Source organism: Methanohalophilus profundi (genome assembly GCF_004137855.1).
Taxonomy (GTDB): Archaea; Halobacteriota; Methanosarcinia; order Methanosarcinales; family Methanosarcinaceae; genus Methanohalophilus; species Methanohalophilus profundi.
Map to the genome: position 1 here is coordinate 1260146 of NZ_QBKB01000002.1, position 20624 is coordinate 1280769.

General features: G+C 43.4%; 28 protein-coding genes and 1 pseudogene. 7 read left to right on the forward strand and 22 right to left on the reverse strand.

Annotated features, from left to right (window positions below; all coding sequences use genetic code 11):
• The 5 genes from C9889_RS06610 to C9889_RS06625 form a co-directional block, all read right to left on the reverse strand.
• Nucleotides 1-849, reverse strand: coding sequence for a ribose-phosphate diphosphokinase (locus tag C9889_RS06610; RefSeq protein ID WP_129598126.1), 849 nt, complete (start codon nucleotides 847-849; stop codon nucleotides 1-3).
• 62 nt (nucleotides 850-911) lie between these two features.
• Nucleotides 912-1379 carry a cyclic pyranopterin monophosphate synthase MoaC gene (gene moaC / locus C9889_RS06615; RefSeq protein WP_129598128.1) on the reverse strand — a complete coding sequence of 156 codons (468 nt, stop codon included), beginning with the start codon at nucleotides 1377-1379 and terminating at the stop codon, nucleotides 912-914.
• A 13-nt stretch (nucleotides 1380-1392) separates the two neighbouring features.
• Nucleotides 1393-1578: a hypothetical protein gene (locus tag C9889_RS06620; RefSeq protein WP_013038316.1), complete on the reverse strand. Its 186-nt coding sequence runs from the start codon at nucleotides 1576-1578 to the stop codon at nucleotides 1393-1395.
• Between the two features lie 12 nt (nucleotides 1579-1590).
• Nucleotides 1591-1866 (reverse strand): ADP-dependent NAD(P)H-hydrate dehydratase, encoded by a 276-nt coding sequence (locus tag C9889_RS11280; protein ID WP_318531595.1) that lies wholly within the window; start codon nucleotides 1864-1866, stop codon nucleotides 1591-1593.
• A complete protein-coding gene (locus C9889_RS06625) occupies nucleotides 1860-3056 on the reverse strand; it encodes an NAD(P)H-hydrate epimerase (RefSeq protein WP_318531554.1) in 1197 nt (398 codons plus the stop codon). The genes C9889_RS11280 and C9889_RS06625 overlap by 7 nt, the downstream gene beginning before the upstream one ends.
• A gap of 232 nt (nucleotides 3057-3288) precedes the next feature.
• On the opposite strand from C9889_RS06625, the gene C9889_RS06630 reads away from it, so the two are divergent.
• Genes C9889_RS06630 through C9889_RS06640 form a run of 4 tightly spaced genes read left to right on the forward strand, consistent with a single transcriptional unit; the run spans nucleotide 3289 to nucleotide 6633 of the window.
• Complete coding sequence (locus C9889_RS06630) at nucleotides 3289-4374, forward strand: DHH family phosphoesterase (RefSeq protein ID WP_318531555.1); 1086 nt, start codon at nucleotides 3289-3291, stop codon at nucleotides 4372-4374.
• Nucleotides 4375-4385: 11 nt separating this feature from the next.
• Nucleotides 4386-4652, forward strand: a complete 267-nt coding sequence (locus tag C9889_RS11285) for a DHHA1 domain-containing protein (protein ID WP_318531596.1) — start codon at nucleotides 4386-4388, stop codon at nucleotides 4650-4652.
• 7 nt (nucleotides 4653-4659) lie between these two features.
• Entirely contained in the window at nucleotides 4660-5295 is a 636-nt protein-coding gene (locus C9889_RS06635; protein ID WP_129598130.1) for a YkgJ family cysteine cluster protein, read from the forward strand.
• Nucleotides 5296-5346: 51 nt separating this feature from the next.
• Nucleotides 5347-6633, forward strand: coding sequence for a 3-isopropylmalate dehydratase large subunit (locus C9889_RS06640; RefSeq protein ID WP_225420021.1), 1287 nt, complete (start codon nucleotides 5347-5349; stop codon nucleotides 6631-6633).
• Nucleotides 6634-6754: 121 nt separating this feature from the next.
• Here the strand turns inward: C9889_RS06640 and C9889_RS06645 are convergent, their stop codons facing one another.
• A complete protein-coding gene (locus tag C9889_RS06645; protein ID WP_225420022.1) occupies nucleotides 6755-7144 on the reverse strand; it encodes a CBS domain-containing protein in 390 nt (129 codons plus the stop codon).
• Between the two features lie 169 nt (nucleotides 7145-7313).
• Between C9889_RS06645 and C9889_RS06650 the strand changes: the two genes are divergently transcribed.
• Nucleotides 7314-7607: a phosphoribosyl-ATP diphosphatase gene (locus tag C9889_RS06650; protein WP_129598134.1), complete on the forward strand. Its 294-nt coding sequence runs from the start codon at nucleotides 7314-7316 to the stop codon at nucleotides 7605-7607.
• 4 nt (nucleotides 7608-7611) lie between these two features.
• Here the strand turns inward: C9889_RS06650 and C9889_RS06655 are convergent, their stop codons facing one another.
• Nucleotides 7612-8487, reverse strand: coding sequence for a CBS domain-containing protein (locus C9889_RS06655; RefSeq protein WP_129598136.1), 876 nt, complete (start codon nucleotides 8485-8487; stop codon nucleotides 7612-7614).
• Nucleotides 8488-8604: 117 nt separating this feature from the next.
• Here C9889_RS06655 and C9889_RS06660 point away from each other — a divergent pair, with 117 nt between their 5' ends.
• Nucleotides 8605-9555: an NOG1 family protein gene (locus tag C9889_RS06660; RefSeq protein ID WP_191985826.1), complete on the forward strand. Its 951-nt coding sequence runs from the start codon at nucleotides 8605-8607 to the stop codon at nucleotides 9553-9555.
• A 1-nt stretch (nucleotide 9556) separates the two neighbouring features.
• Here the strand turns inward: C9889_RS06660 and C9889_RS06665 are convergent, their stop codons facing one another.
• From C9889_RS06665 to C9889_RS06720, 13 genes and pseudogenes are all read right to left on the reverse strand, one after another.
• Entirely contained in the window at nucleotides 9557-10663 is a 1107-nt protein-coding gene (locus C9889_RS06665) for a pyridoxal phosphate-dependent aminotransferase (RefSeq protein ID WP_129598138.1), read from the reverse strand.
• A 3-nt stretch (nucleotides 10664-10666) separates the two neighbouring features.
• The gene (gene hxlB / locus C9889_RS06670; protein WP_129598139.1) at nucleotides 10667-11269 is read right to left on the reverse strand and encodes a 6-phospho-3-hexuloisomerase; all 603 of its coding nucleotides are present in this window, start codon (nucleotides 11267-11269) and stop codon (nucleotides 10667-10669) included.
• Nucleotides 11270-11274: 5 nt separating this feature from the next.
• Nucleotides 11275-11784 (reverse strand): hypothetical protein, encoded by a 510-nt coding sequence (locus C9889_RS06675; protein ID WP_072361433.1) that lies wholly within the window; start codon nucleotides 11782-11784, stop codon nucleotides 11275-11277.
• 14 nt (nucleotides 11785-11798) lie between these two features.
• Nucleotides 11799-12158 carry a DUF2073 domain-containing protein gene (locus C9889_RS06680; protein ID WP_048902195.1) on the reverse strand — a complete coding sequence of 120 codons (360 nt, stop codon included), beginning with the start codon at nucleotides 12156-12158 and terminating at the stop codon, nucleotides 11799-11801.
• A gap of 6 nt (nucleotides 12159-12164) precedes the next feature.
• A complete protein-coding gene (locus C9889_RS06685; protein WP_072361427.1) occupies nucleotides 12165-12800 on the reverse strand; it encodes an Era-like GTP-binding protein in 636 nt (211 codons plus the stop codon).
• 82 nt (nucleotides 12801-12882) lie between these two features.
• Complete coding sequence (locus C9889_RS06690) at nucleotides 12883-13896, reverse strand: phosphate uptake regulator PhoU (protein WP_129598141.1); 1014 nt, start codon at nucleotides 13894-13896, stop codon at nucleotides 12883-12885.
• A 79-nt stretch (nucleotides 13897-13975) separates the two neighbouring features.
• Nucleotides 13976-14350 (reverse strand): hypothetical protein, encoded by a 375-nt coding sequence (locus tag C9889_RS10805; RefSeq protein ID WP_263853989.1) that lies wholly within the window; start codon nucleotides 14348-14350, stop codon nucleotides 13976-13978.
• Complete coding sequence (locus C9889_RS10810) at nucleotides 14335-14625, reverse strand: hypothetical protein (RefSeq protein WP_263853990.1); 291 nt, start codon at nucleotides 14623-14625, stop codon at nucleotides 14335-14337. The genes C9889_RS10805 and C9889_RS10810 overlap by 16 nt, the downstream gene beginning before the upstream one ends.
• A complete protein-coding gene (locus C9889_RS06700) occupies nucleotides 14592-15245 on the reverse strand; it encodes an HVO_0476 family zinc finger protein (RefSeq protein ID WP_129598142.1) in 654 nt (217 codons plus the stop codon). Before C9889_RS06700 ends, C9889_RS10810 begins: the two co-directional genes overlap by 34 nt.
• Nucleotides 15246-15285: 40 nt before the next feature.
• On the reverse strand, nucleotides 15286-16155 hold the full coding sequence (speB, locus tag C9889_RS06705; protein WP_129598144.1) for an agmatinase: 870 nt from the start codon (nucleotides 16153-16155) through the stop codon (nucleotides 15286-15288).
• An 8-nt stretch (nucleotides 16156-16163) separates the two neighbouring features.
• On the reverse strand, nucleotides 16164-16547 hold the full coding sequence (locus C9889_RS06710; RefSeq protein ID WP_129598146.1) for a translation initiation factor IF-5A: 384 nt from the start codon (nucleotides 16545-16547) through the stop codon (nucleotides 16164-16166).
• A gap of 86 nt (nucleotides 16548-16633) precedes the next feature.
• Nucleotides 16634-16982: pseudogene (locus C9889_RS06715) on the reverse strand (methylated-DNA--[protein]-cysteine S-methyltransferase).
• On the reverse strand, nucleotides 16979-17674 hold the full coding sequence (locus tag C9889_RS06720; protein ID WP_129598148.1) for a matrixin family metalloprotease: 696 nt from the start codon (nucleotides 17672-17674) through the stop codon (nucleotides 16979-16981). The pseudogene C9889_RS06715 and the gene C9889_RS06720 overlap by 4 nt, the downstream one beginning before the upstream one ends.
• Before the next feature lie 82 nt (nucleotides 17675-17756).
• Between C9889_RS06720 and C9889_RS06725 the strand changes: the two genes are divergently transcribed.
• Nucleotides 17757-18524, forward strand: a complete 768-nt coding sequence (locus tag C9889_RS06725; RefSeq protein ID WP_129598150.1) for a thermonuclease family protein — start codon at nucleotides 17757-17759, stop codon at nucleotides 18522-18524.
• 374 nt (nucleotides 18525-18898) lie between these two features.
• On the opposite strand, the gene C9889_RS06730 is transcribed toward C9889_RS06725, so the two are convergent.
• Together C9889_RS06730 and C9889_RS06735 are read right to left on the reverse strand one after the other, a co-directional pair.
• Nucleotides 18899-19273: a hypothetical protein gene (locus tag C9889_RS06730; protein ID WP_129598152.1), complete on the reverse strand. Its 375-nt coding sequence runs from the start codon at nucleotides 19271-19273 to the stop codon at nucleotides 18899-18901.
• A 152-nt stretch (nucleotides 19274-19425) separates the two neighbouring features.
• A complete protein-coding gene (locus C9889_RS06735) occupies nucleotides 19426-20397 on the reverse strand; it encodes a hypothetical protein (RefSeq protein WP_129598154.1) in 972 nt (323 codons plus the stop codon).
• Nucleotides 20398-20624: the final 227 nt, after the last annotated feature.

A 20624-nucleotide genomic window follows, 5' to 3' on the forward strand; every position in this document is an offset into this window, starting at 1 on the left:
TTAGAGGCTTTTAAGGGTATCGGCTATCAGGGGGGCTACCGATATAATGCTCTGTGGTTTTTCAAGGGTATCAGTGGATATGATCTCCTTGACCCCGGCATTGTAAAGACGCACCACAGCATTGCGTGCAAGTACCGGGTGTATACAGGCAACATATATGTCTGCTGCACCCTGTTCTTTAAGCATACGGATGGATTCTGCCATGGTACCACCGGTTGCAATCATGTCGTCCAGCAGTATCAGGTCCCTTCCGCTCACATCAATCTCTTTTTCAGCAATAGTTACACTTTCTCCGCTATGCCTTGTTTTTTCAAGTTGTTCGTAGGGAATGCCTATATCTGCAGATGCACTTTTTGCAAGTTCGAGGGCACCGACATCGGGAGAGATTATGAGTGGATCTGTCAGGTTCAGGGAACGTATATGATTCCCGATTAAGTGTGAAGCGTCAAGGTCAAAGGAATCGGCATTGAAATGCTCAAGTATGCTTCTCTCATGTATGTTTACTGTGAAAACCCTGTCAGCATTAATGGTTCTGGCAATTGCACGCGCACTGACCGGTTCTCCCCGGTTGAAGACTTTGTCCTGTCTGGCATATCCCATATAGGGTATTACAACGTTGATGGTTGGTGCTTCCTCACAAGCATCTATTAATTGTAGCAGGGCTACATAATCGCCATCTGTAGGTGTACTCTGTATGATGGTAACATCATCGATACTGTCATCCTTGATGCGAGTATACAGTTCCCCGTCAGGGAATCTTTTATAATCACATATTGTAGGAGGCGTATTGAGTTGCTGTGCCACTTTAGAGGCAAGCAATTGGGAAGCTGGTCCGGCTATTATTTTCACATCATTCCCTCGCTTTTTTGATAATGGCTATGAATGTATTGGTTACTTATAAGAATTGGGTATCAGCTTTCTTTCACTTTATGGATTACTTCAATATCAGTAATCCGGGTATGGGGATAGTTTCCGTTTTCATCCTTCTCAAGTGCTTTGACCATGTCCCATATTGCAAGGAGGGCACAGCTTACGCCTGTAATCGCCTCCATTTCCACCCCGGTCTGACCTCTGGATTTGACTGATAGGTCAACAGTAATCCTGTCCTCACCTCTCTCAAAATTCATGTCGATACCGGTTATCGGGATCTGGTGGCACATAGGAATGAGCTCCGGAGTCTTTTTGACAGCCATTATGGCGGCAATGCGGGCGGTGGCCAGTACATTGCCCTTTTCGACATCTCCCTTTTGGATTTCTCCAATAGTTTCTTTACAAAGGAATATACTGCCCCTGGCAAGAGCAGTGCGTTTCAACTCGCTTTTTTCGGAAACGTCGACCATATGGACATGGCCATCTTTGATGTGAGTGAATTCTCCCACGGATTCGCCTCATTTAATCTATTCTGAGATTCTGGCGCTGCTCATAATCCTCAAGTTTTTCCCCGAGAGCTTTGTGGAGTGTCCGGGCTTCACCAACACTTAATTTGATTATTTCTTCATCTTCTCCGTGGCTGATTATAACTCGCAGCCTGTTCCTTTCAATATCCACTACAATATTCCTGTCTTTTGTGTGCGTCATTTAATTCACCTTTCATTGTTTCATAATGTCTGTAATATGTTCGATCACATCTGTTGCCAGTAATCCGTACCCCTTTTTTGCAAAAGCAACATCTCCTGCTTCTCCATTTACAAATGCCCCGCAACAAGCTGCATTAAACGCATCCGTGCGACAGAACAGGGCACCAACTATTCCCGCAAGCACATCTCCCGTGCCGCCAACGGACATACCTGCATTTCCGCTATAGTTTTGTCTTATGTATCTGCCATCAGAAATTATATCGGTTTTTCCCTTAAGGACGGTTATAATTTTATTTTCCCGGGAAAATCCTGTAACATTTTGGCTCTTGCAGGCAGTTCTTTTTCAACTTCCTTTTCTGTGAGCCTGGCTAATTCCCCGGAATGGGGTGTAAGTATCATTTCACAATTTTCTGGAGGGGGTAGTTGTAATTTATTGAGGGCATCTGCGTCCACAACAATCTTTTTGCATAGGGGTAGGATCTGGTGTACTGTCTGGTGTATTGTTTCTTCGTTACCCAGCCCCATCCCGATAACCACCACATCGTGTGCATGAATAAGATCTTTTAAGATTTCAATATCGTTTGTATGCAGAATGTCAGAGGATAATTTCCTGACAATTAGGTTGGGGGAAAATGAGGCAATTGTATCCGACACATTTGCCGGGGATGCAATGGTAACGATGTCTGCACCAGTGCGCAGGGCAGCCATTGCTGAAAGGGCTGGTGCTCCGTAGTATCGCCCTCCTCCAATGATAAGTACCCTGCCGGACTGTCCTTTATGTGAATCAATATGTCTTTTGAGCAGAGGTTCCAGGTCCCCTCTGTTTACAGTGTCTTCTGCGTCCCTGCAAACGCCGATATTGATGATTTCGACATCTCCTGTAAATTCGCCCTGGTTTTCGAGTCCGGTTTTCATTCTGTGAAATGTAAGGGTTGTATCTGCCATGACAGTATTCTCACCCTCTCCAGTAGCAGGATCGAGACCTGAGGGTGTGTCTACTGCAACCACATAGGAGTTACCGGTATTTATGGCATCTATCAATGTAGCTTCAGGTTCCCTGACATGTCCCCGGATGCCCGTGCCAAGCAGACCATCTACAATGACATCCGCTTCTTTGAACCATTGGAAAATATCGGATTGTGTGGAATCCGTAATTTCAGCCAGACCTTTAATACCACAATGTTTCAATAAATTGAAATTTTCCAATGCGTCCTTTGTTCTTATGCCGCTTGCTTTCCCCGCCAGGACCACCCTTACTCTAATATTATCATAATAACTTAGATGGCGGGCGGCAACAAACGCATCGCCGCCATTATTTCCCCTGCCTGCCACGATCAATACATTGTCGTGAACATCCAGGGATAACACTTTACGTGCAATTGCAGCTCCTGCATTTTCCATAAGCTGTATCCCTTTCAATCCCAGATGTGTGCAGTTTGTGTCTATGGCTTTCATTCTTTCAGGTGTGATAGATTGCATTCTTTCCCCTGTTCTTTATTGTTCTTCTGAGTTAATGAAATTTCTGCTGTTTTACCATTATTCACCGATTTGAGACGAAAATGTCTTAATAGTTAGGGATATTTCATCTTCTACAGGGAGGTATATTATCATTCCCGCCACGCCAAAAGAAAATGAACCTGAAAGGACACGTTTTAAGCCTACCTATCTGATACTCGGAAGTGGAAGTATTGGTTTTGCCACAGCAAAGTCATTGAGGGAATTAGGAAAAGAACTTATCATAGTAGATAAGGACCCACAAAAAGTTGAAACTCTGCGTGAGGAAGCCTATGAGGCGATAGTGGGTGATATTTCTGAGATTGAAACTCTACGTGGCCTTCAGACCAAAAAACTATCCGGCGTATTGATTGTCAGTTCAGATAACGAGGCCAATAAACAGGCTCTCAGGAATGTGAAAAAACATTTCCGTCCTTCTCTTTACTGTGTTGCAAGGGCCTCAGATGTAATTAATCTGCAGGAAATGGAAGAAATTGGTGCGGATTTTGTGTTCATGCCATCCCGGATAGTATCAAAATCCCTTTCAAGATCGCTTGAACGTGCTGAATCTGTGCGAATTGGTAACCAGCTTTCCCAGTGGTTCAGCAAAAACACTGGCAAAAGCCTTGCTGTAGTGGTTCATGACAACCCTGACCCCGATGCTATATCAGGTGCCCTGGCCCTTAAACTCATGGCCGAAAATTATGGTCTGCATCCCACGATTCTCTATAATGGTGAAATAGGCCATCAGGAGAACAAGGCATTTGTAAACCTGCTGGGTATCAATCTCGAGCATATGGAAGGCCGGGATATATCTGAATTTGATGAGATTGCTCTTGTCGATTGTGCGGTGCCAGGGTCAAATAATATGCTTTCAGAAGGAACACACATTGGTGTGGTAATAGACCACCATCCTGTGGGTGATGCTGAAATTGATGCTGATTTTATTGATGTTCGGCCCAATGTGGGGGCTTCTGCTACTATAATGACCAAATACCTGCAGGAATTGAATATAGATATCAGCAGTGAAATTGCCACAGCTCTGCTGTACGGCATTCGTACCGATACGCTGGATTTTAAACGCAATACCGATCCCAATGATCTTTCAGCTGCTTCTTTCCTTTACCCTATGGCCGACCATGAGGTTCTGGATCAGCTTGAAAGACCTTCAATGTCCATCGAAACCCTCGATGTACTGGGCCAGGCTATCAAGAACCGGCAGGTCTTTGGTAGCTACCTGCTTTCCAATGTGGGAACATCCGGGACAGAGATACTCTTCCCCAGGCAGCCGATTACTTACTAAATCTTGAGGGTATATTTACCACAATAGTTTTTGGTGTAAGTGATGAAGTCATCTATGTCTCAGGACGCAGCAATGATATCCGTGTCAATCTGGGTGACATAATGAAAAAGGCCTTTGGTGAGGGTTCTGCCGGAGGCCATTCCACATCTGCAGGTGCACAGATAGCTCTGGGTGTTTTCAGTGGCATAAAGGACCGCCAGACGTTACTGAAACTTGTGGATGAGGCAGTCGTTAAGAAATTCCTCAAGGCTGTCGGGGTAGAGGAAGTGGATGAATAAGATCTGAATGAAGGAAAAAGAATATCGTTCACTTATTTTAAAGAATTTGGAAAAACAGGCATTGGACTCTATTTCCATATCTCTTCATGATCTGGTCGTGGAAATTATCCGCACTGGTTTCAGATGCAGCGGATGTGGCAGATGCTGCAAGTTTTCCTCAGGAGATAACAGCGTACTGCTGACCTATTTTGATATTAATAACTTGAAAAAAGGCGGCAATATAAATGCGATTGAACCGACGGTAGCAGAAGAGGGTATGTTTCTGGCAGATAATGAAGGCAATGTACATACATTTGGCTTGAGGCTCAAAAGAAAAACAAACGGAGAGTGTGTCTTCCTGGGTGCGGCCGGATGTACCATATATCCATTCAGGCCCCTTCTCTGCAGGACCTATCCTTTCTATATCGCAGAAGCCAAGCTGGAAATTTCAGAATGCGAGATCGAGGGCGGGATTTTACCGCTTTATCATGCACGCAGGCTTGCAAATGAAGTGTTACAACGCTATATTATTGAACTTCGGGATACCATTATGACATACAGGCATTTTAAAGAGGGTCCATTATTTCTGGCTTCCCAACCTGCTTCTGATTATAATTTGATTGTACATGATAGCAGGGGTAAATGGCTACTTGATGACAAATGATTCTATCGATTGGTTTATTTATTATATCACACATTATTTTTGCTGATTATCATGTCTGCCAATGACTCTCATCCAATGACTATTTCTGAAAAGATATTTTCCCGTGCCTCGGGCAAGGAAGTCAAAGCCGGGGACTTCGTCCTTGCAAATATTGACCTTGCAATGACCCATGACATTACCGGTCCACTGGCTGTTGATGGTTTCTATGAAATCATGGAAGGCAGGGAAGAGAAAAAAGTGTGGGACCCCAGCAAGATTGTTATCCTGTTTGATCATCAGGTCCCGGCTGATTCTCTCCATGCAGCAAAGAATCACATTATGCTGCGTGAGTTTGCACAGGAGCAGAATATTCTCAATTATGATGTTTATGAAGGGGTATGTCATCAGGTGGTTCCCGAAAAGGGACATGTGAAACCAGGTGACCTTGTAGTAGGTTCGGATTCACATACATGTGCTTATGGTTCCCTGGGTGCCTTTTCCACCGGTGTGGGCTCTACGGATATGGCAGCAGTACTTGCTTCTGGCAAACTCTGGTTCCGTGTTCCCCAGACCATCCGCTTTGAAGTTGAAGGAAAATTGCCCGAGAGGGTTTATTCCAAGGACCTTATTCTTCACCTGATAGGCGATGTGGGTGTTGAAGGTGCAAGATACATGGCTGCGGAATATGCAGGTTCGACAGTACGTTCCCTTTCTATCTCTGAAAGGATGACCATGTCCAATATGGCCATAGAGATGGGAGGGAAGGCAGGTATCATCGAACCGGATGGTGTTACCGAGAAATACCTGCAGGAAAGGATACCCGGATACAAACTTGATCCCTATTGGGTTTCCGATGACGGTGCAGACTACCTGGACGTCCGTCACTACGATGTGTCGAACCTGGAGCCACAGCTTGCCTGTCCTCATAATGTTGACAATGTAAAGCCCGTTTCAGAAGTAGAAGGAACAAAAGTGGATCAGGTATTTGTGGGTTCCTGTACCAACGGCAGGTTCGAAGACCTTGAAATTGTTGCCAATATGATGGGCGATGAACCCGTTGCAGAGGGCGTCAGGATGCTGGTTATACCTGCTTCAAGGACCGAATACATGAAAGCCCTCAGGGCCGGTTATATAGAACAGTTCATGGAAGCCGGTGCAATTGTGGAATCTGCATGTTGTGGACCGTGTATGGGTGGCTCGTTCGGTCTTCTGGGTGACGGTGAAGTTGGCCTGGCAACCTCCAACCGGAATTTCCGTGGCAGGGAAGGAAGTCCCGAGTCTTTTGTCTATCTGGGTTCTCCTGCGACAGCCGCAGCTGCCGCACTGACAGGTGAAATAACCGATCCAAGAAAAATATAATTAAACAGTAGACGGGAGACCACAAAAAATATATTTATCAATGTTAATTGAATGACAAGACGTTGGCTGAAAAGCTTAAAGGTATCCCGTCATATTGGTTTTTCTTCCAACGTCATCCTATTTATTTTCGGACAAGGTATTTTATTACGTCTACCGGGCTCAGTATCCCGATTGGCCTGTATGACGCACCGACTTTATCCTCTGACATTACTATCAGGCGATGTATGTGCTTTTCAGCCATCTGTTTTGCCGCATCCTTTAGTTTCATATCCGGATTCACGGTTTCAATAGATGACGCCATCAGGTCTTCTATTGAGTCAATTTCCCAGTTTTTGTCTCCGAGTCTGGATAGGATGTCCATCTCGGAAACAAATCCAAAGGTTTCACCATTTTTGTCAACCGCTACAACAGCAGAAACATCACGATTTGCCATTGTTTCTGCAACCTCTGCTGCTGTTGCATCCATTGGCACTGTAACCACTCCTCTGCTCATTGCATCTTTTACCTGCATATTTTCCCCTATCATTTTTCTGACTCCTTGGAAGGTATCATTTACTTCTTCCTCATTTAATTTATTTTTGCAAGCATATATAGGCATTGGCTGTTGAAGGAGGGAAAATCATATAATATCATATAACCTTTGGAAAACTTGTATTCCATTCTTCAGGGAGTGATTATCAATGAGTTCAATTTCAGTTCTAGAAGATGTATATGATGTAATAGAAGATCGCAAAGAAAACGCAGTTGAGGGTTCTTATGTGTGTTCTCTCTTGAAACACAACAAGGGAATGGATAAGATTCTGGAAAAAATAGGCGAAGAGTCCACCGAAGTAATCCTTGCCACAAAAAATGGACAGAAGGAAAGAATTGTTGAGGAATCCTGCGATTTGTTTTTCCACATGCTGGTCATGCTTTCAGCCAACAACATTACCCTGGATGAGATATCTGCTGAGATGAAAGGCAGACGTCACTGAGATTTCAGTAAACAGCAAGTTCGTGAAGGACATCTGTTTTTGATAACAGTCCTGCCGGCTCTTCGTTGAGTGTCACCACAAGTCTTCCGATATCGTATTCGTTGAACATCTGGACCGCATCACTGAGGGAAGAATCCCCGTCAATGGTGATAAGGTCCTTTGTCATAATATCTTTGACTTTTAGGGTCATTTTTCCGCTCGCAAGAGCTTCTCCTATGTCTGTGAACGTCACAATCCCGGCAATCTTGCTGTTATCTTCCACAGGTGCACCGTGTATATTGTTGCTTACCAGTATTCTGGCAGCTTCCTGAATTGTTGAATTGACACTCACATAAATTGGCTGGTGAGTTATGTAATGTTTGACGGATTTTTTGGGTAGTGAAACCATTTCGTTTATTGAGAATAGAAGGGAATTTTCGGTATCATCCCTGCCTACGATTTCCCCACGGACTGTAAGCCTGTTTACAGGTGTCGGGCCTACCTGCACCTGGTCTCCTTCGTGGAAACTGCGGACATTGCCTATTACTTTAATCCTGCCATTGCAAAGGTCGGGATGCCTGACTGTTGTGAATATTATCTCAGCAGCTGTAGCTCCCTGTACAAGTTCCCCGTTACGATAGATGGGCACAATTGCTTCATGTTCCATGGATGTGACACAAAGAGCTTCATAGGCGGTACCTGTTGCACGGTATCCTCCCTTTGGACCGGGGACTCCTTCTACAAGTCCCAGCATTTTCAGGGACTGCATCTGGTTTCGGACTGTCCCTGGATTGCGGTCAATCAGATCGGCGATCTCTTCCCCTTTAACGGCCGAATCTTTCTGGCGCTGTAAATTTATCAATGCAATTAGTATTTCTTTCTGGATTGGAGTAAGTTCCATGATGACCACCGTTTTATAACAAGAAATAATCAAAAGCTGTATTTATAAATAGTGTTTTTGCAGAATAAAGACTATATATCTTACTTGTGTTTGTCGCAATCGGAAGGTAATCGTATCATGATATTTGAGAAGATTAGTACAGTACCTACAGAAGATGAACTTGTGGACAAGGCTTTCAGGCGGGCCAGTCGTGCAAATGCAGGTAAGGAGAGAGGAGGTAGGGAGGCTGCTCTGAAAGCAGATGAATCAATGGTACTTACTGCAGGTAACATCCTGACAGATAATCTCTCCAACATTGTGAGGAGGTTCCCCAGCTTTGAAACCATACCACCTTTTTATTATGAATTGGCTCAGATTCTTGTAGATGTCGACAGGATGAGGCAATCCTTGTCCCGGCTTGACTGGGCATCTTATAAGATCCATGATCTTTCCAGAGAATATGTCCAGAAAATGAGGGGTGCCCCTTCATCACCACAGGTGCGAAAAGAAGCTTTTGGCAGGATGGCTTCCATTATTTCATCCATCAAGAAAGATCTTTTGTATCTGAATGAAGCCCGCAACAAGCTTCGCAAGCTTCCGGATGTGAGGGAAGAACCCACAATAGTTGTGGCGGGTTATCCCAATGTGGGTAAGTCGAGTTTTGTGGCTGCTGTCACCGATGCAAGACCAGAGGTTGCTTCATATCCCTTTACAACCAAGGGTGTTACGATCGGTCACTTTATGCGAGGATATAACCGTTATCAGGTAATCGATACTCCCGGTCTGCTTGATCGTCCTATGTCGGATCGCAACGAAGTGGAGATGCAGGCTATCACTGCTCTGAAATATCTTGATGCAGTGGTAATTTTCATCCTTGATCCCAGCGAAACCTGTGGCTATGAAATGTCCCAACAGGTAAAATTGCTTGATGATGTACGGGATAATTTTGGATTGCCTGTGCTGGTCGCTGCAAACAAACTGGACCTTTGTGAAAACAACACGTTTAAAGTGGATATTGAAATGTCCACCCTCTCCGGTGAAGGAATAGATGAGGCGCTTTCATTGTTACTCGAGCGCCTGGAAGAATAATTTAAAGTATTTCTTCCATAATTTTCATTGCTTTTTTTATGTTTTGCATGGAGGTGGCGTATGATATGCGCATATGTCCTGCTCCACCTTCACCAAATGCTTCACCCGGCACGACCACTACTCCATTTGCGATAAGTTGCTGGGCATATTCAGGTTCGACCTCGGGGAATGCATAAAATGCACCTGCGGGCTTGTGGCATTTGATACCCATCCCATTGAGCCCTTCTATGAGCATATCCCTGCGTTTTTTAAATTCTTCGCGCATATGCACAACCGGGTCAAGTGGTCCCTGAATGGCAGCAAGGGCAGCCCTCTGGGAAATGGAACATGCACACGCCTGTACATATTGATGAACTTTTAACATTTGCTGGATGTATTCTGGAGAAGCTGTTACGTATCCCAGTCTCCAGCCCGTCATCGAATAGGTCTTTGATGTTGCGTTCACGGTAATTACATTGTCAGAATATTGGGCGGGGCTGACATGTTCTCCTTCATAGATAAAATGCTCATAGACCTCATCTGAAATCAGTGTAAGGTCATAGTCATCTGCAATCTCGGCAAATCCTTTCATATCCTTTTTCGTCTGGACGGCCCCTGTGGGATTGGAAGGAGAATTCACGATAAAAGCTTTGGTTTTTGACGTGATCTTTTCCATCACGTCTTCAGGTTGCATTCTCAGGTCATCGGACAGGGGCACACCGATTCCTTTTCCTCCCATGATTCCTGCCAGAGATGCGTATGATACGAAACCCGGATCTGCAAGAAGAACTTCATCACCCGGGTTTACCAGTGATGCAAGTGCAATTTCCAGGGCCTCTGAGGCACCGGATGTTACGATTATGTCATCCGGTGTAGTGGTAATTGAATTTTCTTCCCGGAATTTTTTGCTCAATGCCTCCCTGAGTTCTATGATGCCGGGTCCCAGGGTATAACCTGTAAATCCTTCATTTATGGCATCTATAGCACCCTTTTTTACATGTTCGGGTGTGTCAAAATCCGGCTGGCCCAATCCAAGATTGATGGCATCCGAGCCGGCCGCTTCGAATATCTTACGGATGCCGGATATATCAATGTCCTGTACCCTCTGCGAGAATTTGCCGGCAAACATGTTTCACTCCAGTTTGGCGTGGCGCGATTTAAGGTCCGCTTCTGATGCACCTGTTATAAATATCAATTCTGCAACAAGGGCATCAAGGAAGACAAGGGAAGAAATTTCAAAGGAAGTTCCCAGGGGTGTGAGGTGGGAATATTCCCCTCTCATGTGTCTTTCAAGATAACCGCCTGCGTCTTCCTTGCTGCGTCCATGTATTTCCAGGGTTGCATCTGATATATGGCCAAGTGTGGAATCCTTGTTGGAGGTTACTGTTATCAGGGTTGCTCCGATATCCTTTGCAATTCTTCCCAGGTCTGATACTGAGCGTGTTTCTCCTGATCCGGATATGGCAATTACTACATCGTTTTTGTTCACAGCTGGGGTTGTAGATTCTCCTACAACATAACTTGTAAATCCCAGGTGCATAAGGCGCATAGCAAAAGCTTTTCCAACAAGACCGGATCTCCCTGCTCCCATTATAAAAATGGAATCTGCACCCATTATGTACTCGATGGTTTTCTTGATACTTTTCCTGTCGAGCCTCTGTGCTATGTTCTTTATTTGATCGGCCATTAATTCCATGGATAATGTGAGGTGTTCACATTCATTACAGGTATTCATTCTCTTTATTTCTCCTGTTTTTCTTTATTGTTATCCTTGTAATTTATGTTTTTTACTTTCCAGTCATCAATTTCTTCGAGATGTTCAGTTAATCGGGTGATGTCTGAATCATCCCCGTTCCAGTATATATCTATTTTTACATCTCTCTGCTGCAATTTTCTGACTATGTGTTCTGCAAAAAAGAAAAGGGCCTTTTTGTTATAGAAGGGTATGTGGAATGTAGCCCTGTAACCACCTTCACATTTAGCATAGGATACCAATACATATCCATGGCTTTCATATTCTGTTATTTTCTCAAAAGGACAAACAATTTCCACTTCATGGACAGCGGATTTATCAATCCGGGAAATCGAAATAAGGATTCTCCCAACCACGACTTCAGGAGTCTGCCTGCCAAACCACACCGATATTTTTCCATAGGTACAAATGACATTGACGTCGTCTCTTCCCATTTCATAAGATGAAAGGGACTGGTTGCTGGTATTTTCCTTAATGTCTCTTTCTATGGATTCCATAGGTTAAACAACACTTATCTGTTTGAGGATACCAATGCTGTAATCATATCCCTGTCTTTCTTGAGGGTCTTGAGCTGATCGGCCGGACCAATAAGGGTCAGTCTGCCTTTTGGGCCTTTGTTGAAAAGTTTTCCCAGAAAAGACTTGGTTTCGTGGGCTGGATATGTCTCCATTTCTATACCTGAGAATTCATCAGGTGCTATTTGTGTCATTGTCATCTCGATAAGGTTGGCTTCTTCCTCGGGACTGAGTCCCCTTTCCAGTACAAGGATTTTGCCGTTTTTGACTTCATCAATGATGAAACGCACCTTTTCCACAGGGCTCATCCTTGCAAGACGGTCCTCTGAAAGTAAATCCATTTGAATACCCTGCATTTCAAATCACCCGAATCTCTTTGCAATTTCCTCATAAAGAGTATCAATGTTCTTTCCTTCAAGGGCAGATATGGCAACGAGTGGATGCTGGGGGAACGCTTCCCTTATTGTTGAAGGTGATGAATCTTCACGATCGATCTTGTTGGCAGCTATTAAGAGTGGAAGGCCTCGAGCTTCCATATTTCCTATGACCGTGACATTTACCTGTGTAAATGGGTCTTCGGTTGCATCCATTACAAGGATTATACCGTCAAGGTTTTCCAGCCATTTGACCGCTTCAATAACTCCTTCAGTGGCTTCCTTTGCTCTGCGTTTAGATTCTGCTTCACTCATCCCCTGCTCCATGAATTCATGGAAATCTATCTTTGTGGCAAGACCGGGAGTGTCTATAATATCAAGTGATAATGAATTACCATTGCCTTTGATTGTTACTCCTTCTCTTCTCCTGGCACGGCGTGTCTCATGTGCAACATTGGATACTGAACCCATGGCATCTCCTGTCCAGTCACGTAGTATGCGATTTGCAAGGGTGGTCTTGCCTGCATTTGGGGGTCCATAAATGCCAATCCTTGCACTTTTTTTATTGAGCAGTTTCTTCAGGAGACCTGTGAAGTTTCTTTTTAATGATCTTATTACTCCCATCTATTTCCTCCATTTATGATGTGGGAATTGTCCTCTTAATTTCTGATAATATCATTATATAAATAAGCGTCTGTTTTTCAATTCAGGCACTTTCCTCTGTAGTGGCGATGGCCATGTTTATAGCAGTCTCAGCGATATTCGTGCCGTATTCTGCTGTCCTCTCTATACTATCGGCCACAGTTCCCAGTCCGACTACAGTCCCTACATCTTTTAGCTTCATAAAGGATGCATTGAGTTTGTCAACATCGGTTTTTATGTGCTTTATGTTCTCAATGGTTTTATTCGCCAGTTTCACATCACAACCATAGAGGGCATCAATTGCCTTTTCCACAGTGTTGCGTGCCTCCTCGCTCGCCTTCTCTATAGGTTCCATTATTTCTTCGGGAACAGGTCCTTGCAGTTTTCTGGTAACTCCTGCGATTCTGTGGGCATGGTCTGCAATCCTTTCCAGGGAACTTGCAACAAGTCGGAAATCATGATATTCATCAATGGATGTCTCTGTGGTATCGGCAAGCCGTGTTCCTCTGAACAGAGAGCGGAACTGTTTTGATATGAGTAAAAACAATCTGTCCACTTCATCATCCCTGAGCATCACATCAAGTGCAAGGTCTTTTTCACCGGTCTTGAGGGACTGTATGGCGTCCTTATGCATTGAAGTGGAAATTAGGTACATTCTGCGGATACTTTTTTTGATGGAAACTTCTTCAGGGTTGAGTAGATCCTGTATGAGAACACCTTTGGAGGTTTCCTCGATGATTTCAGGGCCGATTAATTTGTGGCAGACTTCTCGTATTATTTTTTTCTGCTCGGCAAGTATTCTTGGGGAAACAAGTTCGATAAGGTCATAACCGGCAACATAGGCGGCAATTATGTTACGTATCAGCCCTTCTCCCTTGTAATTGGTGATTTCCATCTTACGTTTTTTGGGTTTTGTTGTGGTGTCCAGAGTGGCTATATTAAGGGATCCATCGGGTTGGTTTCTGACGGATACTCTGGAGCCTGCTTCAACTCCCATTCTCTGTGCCCAGGGTTTTGGGAGGGAAATAATGTATGTAGAACCTCCGGTTTGCTGTACTTTTCTTGTTTCTATATCCATCCCTCGATTAATTCGTCATCACTATATATGCGTATATAGATGGATTCATTGTATATATGTCCATCGTATATAATTTTCATTAAATAGCTTCTCTGTACCCGTATTTTCCAATAAGGGGTACAAAAATAACGCCACCAAGGTTTTCCTCACTGAAGGTTCCGTCACCAATTTTGTGGACAAGAATCAGGTTTTGCATGTATTTGCCAACCGGTATCACCATAATTCCGCCCGCTGAAAGTTGCTCTTTGAGAGGTTGAGGAATAGATGGAGCTGCGGAGGTTACGCATATACGTTCATATGGAGCCTGTGGGGGATAACCGAGGGTGCCGTCTGCTTCGATTACAGTAACATTGGTGTAACCCGCGCTTTTAAGGTTACTTTCGGCAAATTGCTTTAAAAAAGGGATTCTTTCAATGCTGTATATATGTCCCTCTTTGCCTACCATTTCGGCCATAACAGCAGCATTATAACCGGAACCGGTTCGATTTCAAGAATCTTCATGCCCTCTTCTATTTTCAGGACATCACACATTATGGCTACCATATGAGGTGCTGAAATCGTTTGCCTGTTCCCTATAGGTAAGGGAGAATCAATATATGCATAGTCTTTAAGATCTTTGGAAACAAAAAGGTGCCTGGGAACTTTCCCCATAGCTTCAAGCACCTGTTTCCCGATTCCTTCTTCTTTGATCTGGTTTACCAGTTCCTTACGTTTCTCTTCATACTCCAAGCGGTCCTGCCCCCACCCCAGCCTTTCTTATAGGCCACCCTGCCGAAGATTCTTTTTATATATTTTGCCTCGACTTTGTCTCCCCTTTTAAACCTGAATTTTCCTCCACGTATCTTTATTCTTGTGATCCTGAAGCGCTCTCCTCCAGCTTCGTATTCCAGGCCGACTTCAAAAATTTCCTCTCCTGGTACTCTTTTTGTGTGGGGATTTGTATTTCCTATGGATTGTACTGATATTTTGACATCGACTTCATCAATCGCACGTGCCCATATGGTTTCAACATCTGCAATCTTTGCGTATTCTTCACGTTTTGTGGGTGTTTCGATGGAAGTGATCTGTATGGGGTATACGTCTTCACCATTCTGGTCTTCCACAACCAATTCTTCGTTTGTCGTGACGACCTGTGTCTCTTCAAAAAGTGCATTAGTCTTGAATGATTCATCCCCTCGACTGATTACTATTCTTACCGGGATGGTCTTCTCTGTCTCGATCTCTGTGGGATGTACATCACCGCAAACCTGGCACCGGACAAGCATGTTCTGTCCATCCTTCAGTATGTCGTGCCACACGAATTCCTGTGGTGAGCATGCAGGGCATGTGGTCTCGATCTCTTCACTCATAATCGCCAGTTAGGTTTGAGGATATATATCTAATTGATGCTTATTGGATATTGCCGGCTGCATGTGCGGCTATGAATTCCCTTAGTAGTTTTGTACCGAGCAGGGCTGTCTGTCCACTGTCATAGTCCGGAGCAATTTCCATAATATCAAAACCAATCGTGTGGGGGGCAAAAGCATGTATCAGGTCCCTTACCTGCCAGGGATCAAGACCAAAGGGCTCAGGAGTACCTGTTGCAGGGGCATAAGCAGGGTCTAGACAGTCCATATCCAGAGATAGGTAGAATTGTGAGGTCCCTATTTCTTTCATAACCTTTGTAGCAATTTTTTTGGCAGAGTAATCTTTCACTTTTTCCGGTGTGTAATAGGATATGTGATTATCTTTTGCAAAATCCCATTCATCCCGGGGTCCGCTCCTGGTTCCAATGGATACATACCTGTCGGTGGCCTCTTCCAAGATATGCCGGCTGACACACGCATGGTTATTTTTCACTCCGCCAAACTCTTCCCGCAGGTCAAAATGAGCATCCAGTGCGATCACTCCAATGTCATCATCGTCTTTTGCACAGGCTTTAACGGTGGAAAGAGTAAGGGAGTGTTCCCCGCCCATCATTATGGGAATCTTTTCATTTTTTACTATGTCCCTGGTATCATAGTAAAGGTCCCTGAGGGTTTCATCAACTGAAGAATAAACTTCAAGATTGCCTGCATCATGAATCGGAATAGATGCAAGGTCAATATCAAAAAAAGGATTGTAGCTTTCAAAATTTTCAGACGCCTGTCTCATAGCATCCGGAGCCCTGCGGCTTCCCGGCCTGTAAGAGGAAGTCCCGTCAAAAGGGACTCCGAATACAACATATTTTGCAGCCCCGTAATCCCACAGGGCGTCCATCATGAGGGGCTGGTAGAACATTTCGTTATTTAACGCAGGTCTATCTTCATTTTACCCATAGCGGTTATGTATGAAATGTCTCCTCCTTCGTTCACCCTGTCCTTGTATTCATCGGGTATCTCCATTTCGAAGGTGGAGTATTCTTCCATATCCATGAGTTGGGCAATGTTTCCTGTGACGGAAAGTACCTGTGCACTTTTCCTTTCGACAATAGGCACAAAGGTCTTTGAGGAAACAGAACTTACGATTGAGCGTTTTTGTCCATCGAAGATACCAACTGCGTCAATCCTTGCTTTAGCAGAACCGTGTTTTCCGGGTTTGGATTTTGACAGACCCTTGATAGTGCATGGTTCGTCATCGATTAGTATATATTTGCCTTCCTTGAGTTCCTTTACTTCAACCTGTTGTTTCATGTGATTACACTCCTTTGATAAATTATGAACATTTGATAGTCAGGGGTATAATTTTCGGTTCCCTTATATCAACTTAACGAACTGATTCATCGTAATAAATGGCTTTTTTCCATTTCCAGTAATTTTTTCTTTAATTCTGTGCCACCTGCATAGCCACCTATACTATTTTTAGCAACTACCCTGTGGCAGGGTATTACCAGGGGATAAGGGTTTTTGTTGAGCGCCCGGCCGACTGCGGCTGGCTTTAATTTTACCAATGTCTTTTGCCAGTTGCCCGTATGTGCGTGTTTGTCCGTAAGGAATTTTTCGGGTGGCTTCCAGGACTTCCCGCTGGAACTTTGTAAGATGCGTAAGGTCAGGCTCGTATTTCAGGAAATCCACATGCTCGCCTGCGAGATATTTCATGATGTCGCAACACAGCTGCTGCATATTCATTTTTTGCCTTTAAAAACCTCTTTCTCGATTTGTTTGCGTTGCTTGCGCATTATTCTCCAGCCAATCCCGTGGTATCCTATTATGGTTACGATTACTATTATTGCACCTATAAGGTAGGGGAAAGTGGATTTCAAGAGGAGGGGGTTGATGTTGTCACGTTGTTCATAGCTGGGATACATGATATCTCCTCTGTCTGTGCTATGTCCCAGTCCCAGGGCATGTCCTATTTCGTGCTTGGACACCTCCTGCATATTTGCATCGCCATATTGCACCCAGGAAAAACCCTGGTAATTTCCTGCTTCAAGCACAATTTCAGCATGCAGGTATTTGTTCCCGACAATGGTGGGTCTACAGTATCCAGCCACTCCTTCATCGGCTCCTTCTACCTTTTCAAGATTTTCAACCCAGCGAACATTTATGTCAGCGTCAGGATTGTCGATGACCTTGAATACCGGCTGGTAACTGAGGGCTCCGTTGCCACCTTTTTCCCAGTAATCCAGGGCAATTTCAACCTGTTCTCTGTAGGTGGGGCTGTAGTGTTCAGGCGTATCCTTATCATCTATATATACTGTTATGGGGCTGTGGTCCCAGGGTTTGTCTGATATTTTTTCAATATCTGCAAGGGATGTGCTGGTGAAAAATATCATGACGGCAAGTAGTACGAAAAGGATTTTTCTAGCCGGTATTTTCATACCAACCAATAATCTCCCATCAAAAATAAAGATTGCCCGGGGTACAATTATATTTTAATAGTGGCAGAATTATTTTCTTCCTATGTTTAAAAAGTCATTAATTATGGTCGTTGCTCTTTTCATACTAATTTCTTGTGGATGTCTTTCTTCGGATGAAAGCCAGATTGTGAATTCGACCACAACGGTTGCCAGCGTGATAGATGGGGATACTTTTGTGACGGATTCCGGGGAGAAAGTAAGACTAATCGGGATAGATACACCGGAGGTAGATGAACCCTATTATACCGAGGCAAAATATTATTTGTCCAACCGGATCGAAGGTAAGCAGGTTTTGCTGGAAGGGGATAGCAGTAACCGGGATACTTATGACCGTTTATTGAGATACGTTTGGCTTGACGGTGAACTGGTAAACAGGGAGCTTGTGGAAGAAGGTTTGGCTCTGGCCAAGGCCTATGAGCCCGACACGAAATATCAGCATATTTTTGCTGAAGCCCAGCAACATGCAAGAGCTGAGAAATCAGGGATCTGGTCCTATTTGAAAAATAACAATACCGCAGTTATTTCTTATCTGGAAGCAGGTAACCACATAGGTGAGGTGAAAACGGTTGAAGGTACGGTGGTATCAACAGCTAAAATTGAAGAGGATGGTATAATCTATCTGAATTTCTATGATCCTTACAAAGGTTACTTCACTGTAATTATATGGCAGGACAGCTGGTCAAACTTTCCTCAATCTCCTGATATTTACTATGAGGGTAAGGATGTACTGGTGACAGGTAAGATACAGGATTACAAGGGCACACCTGAGATTGAACTAAGTGGAGTTTCACAGATTGAAATTGTGGGGTGAACTTAAGGGGGCCTTTGTCAGCCCCCTTTTGCACAATTGGTTTACTGTTGTTAATGTAGCATCGTCACTATTTTCCTTGATATTTCTTTGAAAATCGAAATAGCAATAGCGATTATCGCATATAACAGTAAAATGGCGAAAATACTGCCTATTATGTAACCGGGAAGCATAAAGTATGAGTTATAATCTCCCGGGTTTGGATGGAAGTAGCCAAGTAAATAATATAATATTGTATTTATTGCCAGTATAAAAAGTGCTACAGTTGACAATTTGTTAATAGATGGTTTGTATGACATTGTGTCCCTTATGATTTTGTTACTTTGCATCTGCGGTAATGTTTGATATACAATATACTTAATATAGGCATTAATAAATCAATTAATACCACTGAAAATTACCAGCATCCAGACGATACTTAAACATATTGCAACGAGAAGATGTCCTATCTTCCTTTCTGAAGCCAGGTATCCGGCCCCGCCTCCCAAAACATCCAAAACTCCAATATAAGCGGTCACTTTAAGGATATAACTCAAACCGTAAGTGTAAGGGTGAGCACTTATTCCTAAAAAATGCCCATAAATCATAAGGCTGGTTATTGGTACCACTCCTACTACAATCCCCCCCACCTTATCTTTTGTGACCCATCCATAAATAATCGGTATAACAGGCAAAAGAAAAACCATTTCACCAAGTGCTATTTTATTGCCTGTTGTTTCTTCAAGTGCGTGCTCGAATGCATCGATGTTCATAAAAAAAGATGACTATCAATACTGATAAAATTATTGAATATATTAATGTAGTATTCTGAATATTTTTTGTATATTTCTGTAGGTCCATATAATTTCCTCAAAATAAGAAGGTGATCAAATCACCTTCTATTTATAGCGCAGCCTTTACAGTTTTAACTTCCGACCTTAAATATACAGGTCGCTTCTCCGTCACAGAATGGTTCCTGATTTGGAGTCCCTTCTTCATTGTCGAGTTCCTCATAATCATAAAGTACCCACCAGTTAGAAACATCATTATCAAAGAAACCAGCAACCAGGTCTTCAGCAGTTTCAAGTTCAATCACTTCATGGAGTGGCAGGCTGTCACGATGTGCATTTCCAACAATATCTTGAGTGGAAAGATCAAATAATCTAACATGATAGCGCTCAGTAAGCAAACCTGTTTTATCGTCTGCCACACCTTCGTCTAAAACCCAATCATATTGCGGATCAGATACATACTGGTTATGCTCATATGGATAAGCTACGCTAACCCAACCTTCATCCAATATTTTTCCCTTTATTGTGCTCATATTGGTTCCTTCCCATGCCAGATTAATCGGATCAGCTCTGGTATATACACCGTAGTATTCAGACCACGTGTATTGCGGGTATTCATACCCTATGTCCCACCATTCAAATGGGTCAGTTTCCGTAGTCATTACCACTGTTTTTTCAGTTACAGTGATTCTTTGGTTCTCTTCGGTAAGAGCAAAAGTTTCACCATTTAATGACAGCGCTTTTTCGGCATTTTCAGGAACTTTAAGTTTTTCCATCTTTTCGAACTTATTGATTCCTAGATTCTTTTTCAGTTCTCTGCCGGTGTAGGTCTCTTTGATTTCAATCAATCCGTCTTTGTACGTGTATGTCTTGGTTGAAGTGACATTCAAAGTATGGTTCTGCATCCATTGTTCAGTCTGTTCTTTCATCCAAAGTTTAGTTTCTTCGTCCTTTTGGGTTTCCATCATCCATTGTTTTAGTTCTTTTGGCATCTGTACTTTGTCAGATGTGCTTGAATCTGCACACACAGCTGGTACAAAAACCAAGTTTAACAGCAATATTGCTGCAAGCATTGCACCTATGCCAAATTTAACACTTGTTTTCATCGATTTACCTCTTTGATTTTACTCTAGAGGCAAAGCTATGTTTATATAATGTAAAGAGCAAACTAGCTCTGCCTCTAGGCCGATGTGGGGTTCTGGTTGGTTAATATTCATTGGAACCCCACATTGTAAATAAATAGTATCTACATGATACTTATTGTTTGTGCTGGTGTAATTTTATCACACGCATTAATATTAATCATTTAGATCAATCCAGTATATTTTATTCT